We start from the raw sequence: 11,639 nt of genomic DNA, 5'->3' as shown, positions 1-11,639 counted from the left end.
TGCTAAACAGCAATCTCCACCTCGCCCAAATGCCCGCCATACGGCCCAAAGCTGCGCTCGACCATTCGCCGCGTGCCGTCCGCCTGCACAATCAACGCCGTACTCGCCCGTGTGCCATAACTCTGGCTGGCAATGAACACACTCGACAGCAGTGATTCGGTCGCCAGCCCGACCCCGGTATCCGGCAGTTCGGCAAACGGCGCGGTCTGCGCATCGCTCAATAACTCGAGCAGTCGCGCAGGCTGCGGATCATCCAGCACCGCACTCAGTGCAGCCTTGGCCTTGAGCAACTTCGGCCACGGTGTATCCAGCCCGGCATTCGACAGCCCGTAAACCCCGGGTTGGAGCATCACCGGCTCGGACGTCCGCGCATTGAAGTGCCACAGCTCATGGGCGTTGCCCAGCAGCAGGTTGAACCCGGCGTACTCCGGCGAGCGCGCGACCACATCGCTTAAATAATCATCAATTGACGCATCACCCGCGAGAAACCGCGCCACCAGCTCTCCCCGTGATTTGCGCGCTGGTGGCTGGTGCGGATCGCGGATATTGGTCAGCGCGGCGAAGCGCCCATTGGCGCCGATCCCCAACCAGGTGCCGCCAGCCTCAAGATCGCGGCCGGCATGCACTTGCGGCGCGTCGGCCCATGGCGCCAGCGGCAGGCTCGGGCGGGCGTAGAACTCGTCACGGTTGGCCGCGACGATCAGCGGCTGGGCATGGCCCGGGTGCCAGGCGAAAACGATCAGGCACATAAGGTGGTCCTTGTGTGTTTTCTGCTCACTCTACGCAGTCGGCGTCCGTGCATCCATCGTCAGTGGAGCCAAAGGGCATGCATCCGTTACCATGCCGCTCCGGTTTTGGGGATGCGTCTGGGAGACGGTCATGGAATTTCTGCTCTATCTGGCGTTGGGCGCCTGTGCGGGCGTGCTGGCCGGGCTGTTCGGGGTGGGCGGCGGGATCATTATTGTCCCGGTGCTGGTGTTCAGTTTTACCTTGCAGGGTTTCGATCAGTCGATCCTTACACATCTGGCGGTTGGCACGTCGCTGGCGACGATCATCTTCACCTCGGTCAATGCCGTGCGCGAACACCACCGCCGTGGCGCCGTGCGCTGGCCGATTTTCAAGTGGATGGCGGTTGGCATACTGCTCGGCGCCGGTTTCGGTGCGCTGACGGCCGAGGCGATTTCCGGGCCGAACCTGCAAAAGATCATCGGCGTGTTTGCCTTGGTGATCTCGCTGCAGTTGGCGCTGGACATCAAACCCAAGGCCAGTCGAACCGTCCCCGGCAAACTCGGTCTGACCGTGGCCGGGAGCATAATCGGTTGGGCCTCGGCGATTTTTGGCGTCGGCGGCGGTTCGTTGACCGTGCCGTTTCTGACCTGGCGCAGCGTGCCGATGCAGCAAGCCGTGGCGACCTCGTCAGCCTGTGGCCTGCCGATCGCCCTGGTCAGTGCATTAAGTTTCATGATTCTGGGCTGGCACGATTCGTTGTTGCCGCCGCATAGTCTCGGTTTTGTTTATTTGCCGGCGCTGCTGGGCATTGCTCTGACCAGCATGGTCTTCGCCCGTCTCGGCGCGCGCCTGGCCCACAGATTGTCGCCGCGCTTGCTGAAACGGCTGTTCGCCGCTTTGCTGTTCTGCGTGGGCCTGAATTTCCTGCTCTGACCTGCTGGGTCAGAACGGGCCGCAATCCTGGCTTAATCCTGAGGTGGCAGCGTCGCCCGGGAATTTTGGTTTCAACTCTAACGAGGAGTCGCAATGCTGCCTTACCCGCAGATCGACCCGGTGGCCCTGGCCATCGGTCCGCTGAAAATCCACTGGTACGGCCTGATGTACCTCGTCGGCATCGGCGGCGCATGGCTGCTGGCGTCGAGCCGGCTCAACCGTTTCGACCCGACCTGGACCAAGGAGAAGCTTTCCGATCTGGTGTTCTGGCTGTCGATGGGGGTGATTGTCGGTGGACGTCTGGGTTACGTGCTGTTCTATGATCTGAGCGCCTACATCGCCAACCCGACGCTGATTTTCGAAGTGTGGAAGGGCGGCATGTCGTTCCATGGCGGATTCATCGGGGTGATGCTCGCCGCGCTGTGGTTCGGCAAGCGTAACGGCAAGACCTTCTTCCAACTGATGGACTTTGTTGCGCCGATGGTGCCGATCGGTCTGGGTGCCGGGCGTATCGGCAACTTCATCAACGCCGAGCTGTGGGGCAAGCCGACCGACGTGCCGTGGGCGATGATCTTCCCGCCGTTCAGCGATCCGGCGCAGCTGCCGCGTCACCCGTCGCAGCTGTATCAGTTCGCGCTCGAAGGCGTGGCGCTGTTCCTGATCCTGTGGTTGTTCTCGCGTAAACCGCGTCCGACCATGGCCGTATCGGGCATGTTTGCGCTTTTTTACGGCATTTTCCGTTTCATCGTCGAGTTCGTCCGTGTACCGGACGCGCAACTGGGCTACCTGGCCTGGAACTGGCTGACCATGGGGCAAGTGCTGTGCGTACCGATGATCGTCGCCGGACTGTTCCTGATCTGGCTGGCCTATCGTCGCGCGCCGGCAGCACCGCTCGCGCCGACCGCTTAAACTACGAACCCCGGCGCGCGACGCCGGGGCTCAAAGGACACAGGTAACTCATGAAGCAATATCTCGAACTGGTCTCGCACGTCATTCAGAACGGCACCAAACAGGCCAACCGCACCGGCATCAACACCATCAGCTTCCCGGGTGCGATGCTGCGTTTCGATCTGCAGGAAGGCTTTCCGGCGATCACCACCCGCAAGATGGCCTTCAAATCGGCCATCGGCGAGATGTGTGGTTTTCTGCGTGGCGTGAACAATGCCGCTGAATTCCGTGCGCTGGGCTGCAAGGTCTGGGATCAGAACGCCAACGAAAATGCGCAGTGGCTGGCCAACCCGTTCCGTCAGGGCGAAGACGACCTCGGCGAAATCTACGGCGTGCAATGGCGCAAATGGCCGGCGTACAAGCAGATCCCGCTGAGCAACACCGCCGCCATCGAACAAACCCTGAGCAACGGCTACAAGCAGATCGCCCAGGGCGAAGAAGACGGCCAGGCTTACGTGGTGCTTTACAAAGCCATCGATCAGGTGCGCCAGTGCGTCGACACGATCATCAAGGACCCGGGCAGTCGCCGCATCCTGTTCCACGGCTGGAACTGCGCTCAGCTCGATGAGATGGCCCTGCCGCCGTGCCATCTGCTGTACCAGTTCCACCCGAACGTCGAGACCAAAGAGATCTCCCTGACCCTGTACATCCGCTCCAACGACCTGGGTCTGGGCACGCCGTTCAACCTCACCGAAGGCGCTGCGCTGCTCAGCCTGATCGGGCGCCTGACCGGTTACACGCCGCGCTGGTTCACCTATTTCATCGGTGATGCGCATGTCTACGAGAACCACCTGGACATGCTCAACGAACAGCTCAAACGCGAGCCGTTCGCCATGCCGAAACTGAAAATCTCCGACCGCGTGCCGGAGTTTGCCAAGACCGGTGTGTACCAGCCGGAGTGGCTGGAGCTGGTCGAGCCGAGCGATTTCTCGCTGGAAGGCTATGAGCACCATGCGCCAATGACCGCGCCAATGGCGGTCTAAAAACTTCACGCAATACCTGGTGGGAGCGGGCTTGCTCGCGAATGCGGTGTATCAGTTAACGATGATGTCGACTGACACTCCGTCTTCGCGAGCAAGCCCGCTCCCACATTCGGTTCTGTGTAAGTCTCAGTGGCCGTGGCTACGGCCTACATGGGAGTGTTCGACTTCCGTCGCCACAACCCCGCCACTCACCTCCAGCCGCTGCAAAATCCCGCACTGATCCGCCCCCGGCCCTTCGCCACAGCGTTGGCGCAGGTCGAGCAGTTGTGTCTGCAACGCCAGCAACCCGTCAATCCGCGCTTTCACATGCTGGATGTGCTCGTCGATCAGCGTATTGACGCTTGCACACTGATCCTGCGGGCTGTCGCGCATGGCCAGCAGGCTGCGGATTTCTTCGAGGGTCATGTCGAGGGTGCGGCAGTTGCGGATGAAGGTCAGGCGTTCGGCGTGGGCCTGGGTGTAAACGCGGTAGTTACCGTCGCTGCGCGCCGGCTCCGGCAGCAGGTTTTCGCGCTCGTAATAGCGGATGGTTTCCACGGCGCAGTCGGTGAGTTTGGCCAGTTCTCCGATCTTCATGACTGCAATCTCCAAAAGCGTGCTTGACCCTATAGTGGCTACAGGGTCTTTACTTGGCAACAGGCACCTTCATGGACGCGACCAATGAGCGATTCCCAGCACACCCACAAGCCCGGCGACGGGCACGATCATAGCCACAGCCATAAATTGCAGCCTGTGCATAAGCATGACCACGGTGGCGATTCCTGCTGCGCGTCGAAAGCCGCAGCACCGGCACCGGTTCATTCGCACGAAGATTCTTGCTGCTCGTCGACAGTCGCCGCGCCTGCATTGGTGCAACTGAGCGAAAAGACCAGCGCTGACGCCCGCCTGAGCAGTTTCCGCATCGAAGCGATGGACTGCCCGACCGAGCAGACGCTGATCCAGAACAAACTCGGCAAACTGGCCGGTGTGCAGCAACTAGAATTCAACCTGATCAACCGCGTGCTCGGCGTGACCCACAATCTGCCGGACACCGCGCCGATCACCGATGCGATCACGTCTCTGGGCATGCACGCCGAACCACTGGAGGCGGGCATCGAAACCCCGGCCCCGGCGCCGGTGAAAAAACACTGGTGGCCACTGGCGCTGTCTGGCGTTGGTGCGCTGGCGGCTGAAGTGATCCACTTCACCAACGCCGCGCCGACCTGGGTGGTGGCGATCATTGCGCTGGTGTCGATCCTCAGCGGCGGCCTGACCACCTATAAAAAGGGCTGGATCGCCCTGAAGAACCGCAACCTCAACATCAACGCGCTGATGAGCATCGCGGTGACCGGTGCGGTGCTGATCGGGCAGTGGCCGGAAGCGGCGATGGTGATGTTCCTGTTCACCGTGGCCGAGCTGATCGAGGCGCGCTCGCTGGATCGTGCGCGCAATGCCATCAGCGGCCTGATGCAGATGACCCCGGAACAGGCCACGGTGCAGCAAGCCGACGGCAACTGGGTCGAACAAGAGGTCAAAAGCGTCGAACTCGGCGCCCGCGTGCGGGTAAAACCCGGCGAGCGCATTGCGCTGGACGGCGAGGTCGTCAGCGGCAGTTCGACCATCGATCAGGCGCCGATCACCGGTGAAAGCCTGCCGGTGGAGAAAACCATCGGCGACAAAGTCTTCGCCGGCACCATCAACCAGGCCGGTTCGCTGGAATACACGGTGACTGCGGCGGCGAACAACTCGACCCTGGCGCGGATCATCCACGCCGTCGAGCAGGCTCAGGGCGCACGGGCACCGACTCAGCGCTTCGTCGATCAATTCTCGAAAATCTACACCCCGGTGGTGTTCGTGCTGGCGCTGGCGGTGGCGATCATTCCGCCGCTGTTTATGGGCGCGTTGTGGTTCGACTGGATCTACCGTGCGCTGGTGCTGCTGGTGGTGGCGTGTCCCTGTGCACTGGTGATTTCCACCCCGGTGACCATCGTCAGCGGCCTCGCGGCAGCGGCGCGCAAAGGCATTCTGGTCAAGGGTGGCGTGTACCTGGAGGGCGGTTTCAAGCTCGATTATCTGGCGCTGGACAAGACCGGCACGATCACCCACGGCAAACCGGTGCAGACCGATTACCTGTCGCTCGACCCGACCGCCGACGCCAGCGCTCCGGCAATCGCCGCCGCACTGGCCGGGCGCTCCGATCACCCGGTGTCGCTGGCCATCGCCAATGCGGCTGTGGATAAAAACCTCGCCGTGCTGACTGTGGATAACTTCGAAGCGCTGGCCGGTCGTGGCGTGAAGGGACAGGTCAACGGCCAGACCTATCACTTGGGCAACCATCGTCTGGTCGAGGAGCTGGGCCTGTGCTCGCCGCAACTGGAAGAGAAGCTGTTTGCGCTGGAGAAACAGGGCAAATCCGTGGTGTTGCTGCTCGACAGTTCTGGTCCGCTGGCGCTGTTCGCCGTGGCCGACACGGTCAAGGAGTCCAGCCGCGAAGCGATCCGCCAGTTGCACGCGCTGGGCGTGAAAACCATGATGCTCACCGGTGACAACGTGCACACCGCGCAGGCGATTGCCGCGCAGGTCGGCATCGATCAGGCCAAGGGCGACTTGCTGCCAACCGACAAGCTGCAAGCCATCGAAGCGCTTTATGCACAGGGTCATCGGGTGGGCATGGTTGGCGACGGCATCAACGACGCCCCGGCACTGGCCCGCGCCGAGATCGGTTTCGCCATGGCGGCCGCCGGCACCGACACCGCGATTGAAACCGCCGATGTCGCCCTGATGGACGACGATCTGCGCAAGATCCCGGCGTTCATCAGCCTGTCGCGCGACACCGCAAGCATCTTGAAACAGAACATCGCCTTGGCACTGGTGATCAAGGCTATCTTTCTTGGGGTAACCTTCGCCGGGCTCGCCACCATGTGGATGGCGGTGTTCGCCGACATGGGTGTGAGCCTGCTGGTGGTGTTCAACGGTTTGCGCCTGCTGCGTAAATAAACGATGAGGGATGGTTGTGCTGAGTGCCGAGCTGAAAGCGTTTTATATGGTCGCCCGCCTGGGCAGCATTACGCTGGCGGCGAAGAAGCTCGGCCTCAGCCAACCCACCGTGACCACGCAGATCCGTAATCTGGAAAGTCAGTACTCGGTGGAGCTGTTCTACCGTGGCGGTCGGCGCCTGAGTGTCAGTGACGAAGGCGCGCGGCTGCTGCCGATGGTCAAGGCGCTGTTGCAGCAGGAGGCCGATATCGAGTTCTTCCTGCGCAACAGCGGTCAGGTGCAGGGCACGCTGCGCATCGCTGCCACCGCGCCGTATTACATCCTCGATCTGGTGAAAACCTTCCGCGAGCGCTTGCCGCAGGTGGAAGTGTCGGTGGAAATCGGCAACTCGCAGCAGGTGCTCGAAGCGCTGGAGGATTACCGGGTCGATGTCGCCGCGTCGTCGCAGTTGCTTGAGGACGCGCGGTTGATTCGCCGGGTATTGGGCAGCGATCCACTGGTGCTGGCGGTGCATCGCAATCATCCGCTGGCGGCGCAGGAGCATGTGGCGTTGAGTGCGCTGGCCGGGCATACCTTGCTGATGCGCGAGTCCGGTTCGACCACCCGGCGCCTGACCGAGGAGTTGCTGGAAAGCGCCGGGGTCAGTTTTGGCCCGCTGCTGGAAATTGGCAGCCGCGAGTCGATCCGCGAGGCGGTGCTGCGCAATATCGGCATCAGCATCATTGCCCGCCAGGAAGTCCCGCACGATCCGCAATTGCGGGTGCTGACCATCGAGAATGCGCCGCAGATTCCTGAGTATCTGTATTGCCTCAAGGAGCGCAAGGGTGCGCGGTTGCCGGCGGCGTTTCTTGGCCTGGCCCAAGAGATGTCCCCGGCCTGATTTCTTCAGTGCACATATGGGCCTCTTCGCGAGCAAGCCCGCTCCCACATTGGATGTGTGTTGTGAACACTGTCCCCGTGTGGGAGCGGGCTTGCTCGCGAAGGCGTCAGACCAGGCAACCCATGACTTGAAACCTGAACCAAAATCCCCGAATACCACTATCAGCCGTTTTTGCCTCACTGCCACATGACGGACGCATTACAACTCTAGGATTGGCCCCATCAGCTTGATGAGGTCTGTCCATGAATCCTGCAATCGCAACTGCCCTGACCAACCCCGGTGCGCCGATGAAAGTGCGCGGCGTGCAGAAGCGCTTCGGCGCGTTCACCGCACTGGATAACGTCTCCCTCGATGTCGCGGCCGGTGAGCTGGTGTGCCTGCTCGGCCCGTCGGGTTGCGGCAAGACCACGCTGCTGCGCTGCATCGCCGGGCTGGAGAAGCAGGACAGCGGCGAGTTGTACCTCGGCGACCGCGATGTTTCGCACCTCGCGCCGCAGGCCCGGGATTACGGGATTCTGTTCCAGTCCTACGCGCTGTTCCCCAATCTGACCGTCGAAGCGAACATTGCCTACGGCCTCGCCGGCAGCGGTCGCGACGAAGTACGCCGTCGCGTCGGGCAGATGCTGGAACTGGTCGGCCTCACCGGCAGTGAGAAAAAGTACCCGGGCCAGTTGTCCGGCGGCCAGCAACAGCGTGTCGCCCTGGCTCGTGCCCTGGCCCCGGCGCCGTCGCTGCTATTGCTTGATGAGCCGATGTCGGCGCTGGACGCCCGGGTACGTGAGCATCTGTGCACCGAACTGCGCCAACTGCAGCGCAACCTCGGTATCACCACCCTGATGGTCACGCACAATCAGGACGAAGCCATGCTGATGGCCGACCGCATCGCCGTGATGAACAACGGCCGGGTCGAGCAGTACGCCACCCCGCAGGAAATCTACAACCGCCCGGCCACGCCGTTCGTGGCCGAGTTCGTCGGGCAGGGCAACTGGCTGCCGTTCCAGCGCAGCAGCGCCAGTCACGCGCGGGTGGGCGGGATGGATGTGCGCCTGGCTGATGGCAGCGTGAGCGGCGCTTCGGGCCGGTTGTTCTGCCGCCCGGAAGCAATCAACGTCAATCCGCTGGTGCACGAAGAAAACCTGTTTCCGGCCAAGGTGCGCGAGATCACCTTCCTCGGCAACCGCTGCCGCATGAGTTTCGAACTCGACCAATTGCCGGGCCACGCGCTGCTCGCTGAACTGGCGCCGGAAGCCATGCCGCGCCTTGGCGCCCAGCAGATCATGGTCGCCTTGCCGCCGCGCAGCCTGCAGGTGTTCGCCTGATGAGCGCGAACATCGCACTGCCGCTACCGCACAAGCAGGCGCGGCGAGTGTCCGGGGCCGAGGTCGGTGACCGGATCTTCGTCCTCGGCGGCAAACTCTTGCTGCTGTTGCTGCTCGGTGTCGCCGTGCTGCTGCCATTGCTGGCGATCTTCTGGCGCGGCTTCAGCAGCGAGGCCGGGCAGGGCGGTGGCTGGCTCGCCGCCAAGGAGCTGGTGACCAGCGAGAATTTCCACTGGCTGCTCGGCAACAGCCTGAAAGTTTCCCTCAGCGTCGCGGCCATCGTCGTACCGCTGGCCTACCTGTTTGCCTACGCCCTGCAACGTACATTGATTCCAGCCAAGGGCATCTGGCGCGGGATTTCCCTGCTGCCATTGATGGCGCCGTCGATGCTGCCGGGTATCGCATTGGTCTATCTGTTCGGCAACCAGGGCATGTTGCGCTGGCTGCTCTCGGACAATATCTACGGTTTCTGGGGCATTGTGCTGGGTGAGGTGATCTACACCTTTCCCCATGCGCTGATGATTCTGCTGTCGGCGCTGTCGCTGGCCGATGCGCGGCTGTTCGATGCGGCGTCGAGCATGGGCGCCAGTCCGGCGAAAGCCTTTCGCAGCATCACCTGGCCGGCGACCCGGCAGGCAGTGTTCGCCGCGTTCTGCTTGGTGTTCACCCTGACCATCACCGATTTCGGTGTGCCGGTGGTGGTCGGCGGCGACTATCAAGTGCTGGCGCTGGAAGCCTACAAAGCCGTGGTCGGTCAGCAACAATTCGGACGCGGGGCGTTGATCGGCATGGTGCTGTTGCTGCCGGCGCTGTTCAGCTTCGGCGTCGATGCCTGGTTGCGTCGGCGTCACGGTGATTCCATGAGCGGCCGCGCCCAGGTGTTCAAACCGGCGCCGTCGAAATTGCGTGATGGCTGCTATCTGGCGATTGTTTTGTTGATCAGCGCGGCGCTGCTGCTGGTGTTCGGCATGGCAGTGTTTTCGTCGCTGGTGAAGTTCTGGCCGTACAACCTGTCGCTGTCGCTCAATCACTATCAGTTCAACGAGACCGCCGGCGGTGGCTGGCTGGCTTACGGCAACAGCTTGAAGATGGCGCTGGGCACGGCACTGATCGGCAGCGTGCTGATTTTCACCGGCGCTTACCTGATGGAGAAAACCCGCAGCCAACGCGGCCTCAACCTGACGTTGCGCATGCTCAGTTTCGTGCCGATGGCAGTGCCGGGGCTGGTGCTCGGTCTGGGTTACGTCTTCTTCTTCAACCTCAGCGGCAACCCGCTGCACGTGCTGTACGGCACGATGACCCTGCTGATCGTCTGCACCATTGCGCACTATTTGACCACCGCGCAAATGACCGCGACCACCGCGCTGCGCCAGCTCGACGCCGAGTTCGAGGCCGCCGCGCTGTCGCTCAAGGCCCCGCTGTACCGCCACTACCTGCGCGTCACCGTGCCGATCTGCCTGCCGGCGCTACTGGACATCGTGCGCTACCTGTTCGTCTCGGCGATGACCACGGTGTCGGCGGCGATCTTCCTCTACAGCCCCGACACCATCCTCGCGGCGGTCGCGGTGCTGAACATGGACGACGCCGGCAACGTCGGCGGCGCGGCGGCGATGTCGACCCTGATTCTGTTCACCTCGGCAGGCGTGTCCTTGCTGCTGGCGTGGGCTTCGCGCGGCTTGCTGCGCCGTTCCCAGGCCTGGCGGCAAACCGCGCCCGGTCACTGATTGACGACTTATCCCTACAGCCTCAACTCACCGACAGGAAAACGATCATGTTCAAGCCTATGGCCCTGGCCGCTGCTGTGCTCGCTACTTTCAGCCTGAATGCCTTCGCGGCAAAAACCGAGTTGACGGTGTACACCGCCCTCGAAGCCGAGCAACTGACCGCTTACAAAGCCGCGTTCGAACAGGCCAACCCGGACGTCGAGATCAAGTGGGTGCGTGATTCCACCGGGATCATCACCGCCAAACTGCTGGCCGAAAAAGCCCGTCCACAGGCTGACGCGGTCTGGGGCCTGGCCGCTTCGAGCCTGGCGATCCTCGATCAGCAGGGTATGCTGCAAAGCTACGCACCGAAGGATCTGGGCAAGATCGGCGCGAACTACCGCGATGCTGCCAACCCGCCAGCCTGGGTCGGCATGGACGTGTGGGCCGCGACTATTTGCTTCAACACCGTCGAAGCCGAGAAGCAGGGCCTGAGCAAACCGGTGAGCTGGCAGGATCTGACCAAGCCTGAGTACAAGGGCAAGATCGTCATGCCGAACCCGGCGTCCTCCGGCACCGGTTTCCTCGACGTCAGCGCCTGGTTGCAAACCTTCGGCGAGAAGCAGGGCTGGGCCTACATGGACGGTCTGCACCAGAACATCGGCCAGTACGTTCACTCCGGTTCCAAGCCTTGCAAACTGGCCGCTGCGGGCGAATTCCCGATCGGCATTTCCTTCGAATACCCGGCCGTACAGCTGAAACGCCAGGGCGCGCCGCTGGACATCATCCTGCCGAAAGAAGGCCTGGGCTGGGAGATCGAGGCGACTGCGGTGATAAAAGGCACCCCGCATGAAGAGGCGGCGAAAAAACTCGCGGACTTCTCCGCCAGCGCCGAGGCAATGGATCTGTACAAGGAAAACTTCGCCGTCCTCGCCCAGCCGGGCATCGCCAAGCCGCAGACCGAACTGCCGGCCGACTACGAGCAGCGCTTGATCAAAAACGACTTCGCCTGGGCCTCGAAGAACCGCGACGAGATCCTGACCGAATGGCGCAAGCGTTATGACGGCAAGTCCGAGAAAGTCGTTGCCAAGTAAGATCTTTATCGACTGACAGGGCCTCTTCGCGAGCAAGCCCGCTCCCACATTCGACCGAGTTCCACCGGAAGGAA

At 62.4% G+C, this 11,639-nt stretch carries 10 protein-coding genes; 8 read left to right on the top strand and 2 right to left on the bottom strand.

The features are described from left to right. Nucleotides 1–2 precede the first annotated feature (2 nt). On the bottom strand, nucleotides 3–749 hold the full coding sequence (locus E3Z29_RS00600; RefSeq protein ID WP_134784898.1) for an NRDE family protein: 747 nt from the start codon (nucleotides 747–749) through the stop codon (nucleotides 3–5). Nucleotides 750–879: 130 nt separating this feature from the next. Between E3Z29_RS00600 and E3Z29_RS00595 the strand changes: the two genes are divergently transcribed. The 3 genes from E3Z29_RS00595 (at nucleotide 880) to E3Z29_RS00585 (ending at nucleotide 3,593) form a co-directional block, all read left to right on the top strand. Continuing rightward, nucleotides 880–1,662 carry a sulfite exporter TauE/SafE family protein gene (locus E3Z29_RS00595; RefSeq protein WP_103521532.1) on the top strand — a complete coding sequence of 261 codons (783 nt, stop codon included), beginning with the start codon at nucleotides 880–882 and terminating at the stop codon, nucleotides 1,660–1,662. A gap of 93 nt (nucleotides 1,663–1,755) precedes the next feature. Continuing rightward, nucleotides 1,756–2,571: a prolipoprotein diacylglyceryl transferase gene (lgt, locus tag E3Z29_RS00590; RefSeq protein WP_003229193.1), complete on the top strand. Its 816-nt coding sequence runs from the start codon at nucleotides 1,756–1,758 to the stop codon at nucleotides 2,569–2,571. A 50-nt stretch (nucleotides 2,572–2,621) separates the two neighbouring features. Further along, on the top strand, nucleotides 2,622–3,593 hold the full coding sequence (locus tag E3Z29_RS00585; protein WP_003229191.1) for a thymidylate synthase: 972 nt from the start codon (nucleotides 2,622–2,624) through the stop codon (nucleotides 3,591–3,593). A 126-nt stretch (nucleotides 3,594–3,719) separates the two neighbouring features. Here E3Z29_RS00585 and cadR read toward each other — a convergent pair whose 3' ends face one another. After that, nucleotides 3,720–4,169 (bottom strand): Cd(II)/Pb(II)-responsive transcriptional regulator, encoded by a 450-nt coding sequence (gene cadR / locus E3Z29_RS00575; RefSeq protein WP_007964189.1) that lies wholly within the window; start codon nucleotides 4,167–4,169, stop codon nucleotides 3,720–3,722. 84 nt (nucleotides 4,170–4,253) lie between these two features. On the opposite strand from cadR, the gene E3Z29_RS00570 reads away from it, so the two are divergent. The 5 genes from E3Z29_RS00570 (at nucleotide 4,254) to E3Z29_RS00550 (ending at nucleotide 11,565) form a co-directional block, all read left to right on the top strand. After that, on the top strand, nucleotides 4,254–6,569 hold the full coding sequence (locus E3Z29_RS00570) for a heavy metal translocating P-type ATPase (protein ID WP_134784897.1): 2,316 nt from the start codon (nucleotides 4,254–4,256) through the stop codon (nucleotides 6,567–6,569). A gap of 16 nt (nucleotides 6,570–6,585) precedes the next feature. Beyond that, a complete protein-coding gene (locus E3Z29_RS00565; protein WP_041072184.1) occupies nucleotides 6,586–7,449 on the top strand; it encodes a LysR family transcriptional regulator in 864 nt (287 codons plus the stop codon). Between the two features lie 242 nt (nucleotides 7,450–7,691). Beyond that, on the top strand, nucleotides 7,692–8,768 hold the full coding sequence (locus E3Z29_RS00560; RefSeq protein ID WP_047596627.1) for a putative 2-aminoethylphosphonate ABC transporter ATP-binding protein: 1,077 nt from the start codon (nucleotides 7,692–7,694) through the stop codon (nucleotides 8,766–8,768). After that, entirely contained in the window at nucleotides 8,768–10,492 is a 1,725-nt protein-coding gene (locus E3Z29_RS00555) for a putative 2-aminoethylphosphonate ABC transporter permease subunit (protein ID WP_134784896.1), read from the top strand. The genes E3Z29_RS00560 and E3Z29_RS00555 overlap by 1 nt, the downstream gene beginning before the upstream one ends. A gap of 47 nt (nucleotides 10,493–10,539) precedes the next feature. Beyond that, a complete protein-coding gene (locus E3Z29_RS00550; protein ID WP_134784895.1) occupies nucleotides 10,540–11,565 on the top strand; it encodes a putative 2-aminoethylphosphonate ABC transporter substrate-binding protein in 1,026 nt (341 codons plus the stop codon). Nucleotides 11,566–11,639: the final 74 nt, after the last annotated feature.

Source organism: Pseudomonas sp. S150 (genome assembly GCF_004526365.1).
Lineage (GTDB): Bacteria > Pseudomonadota > Gammaproteobacteria > Pseudomonadales > Pseudomonadaceae > Aquipseudomonas > Aquipseudomonas putida_A.
Note: the sequence above shows the minus strand (reverse complement) of the source record. Positions and strands in the feature narration are given on the sequence as shown.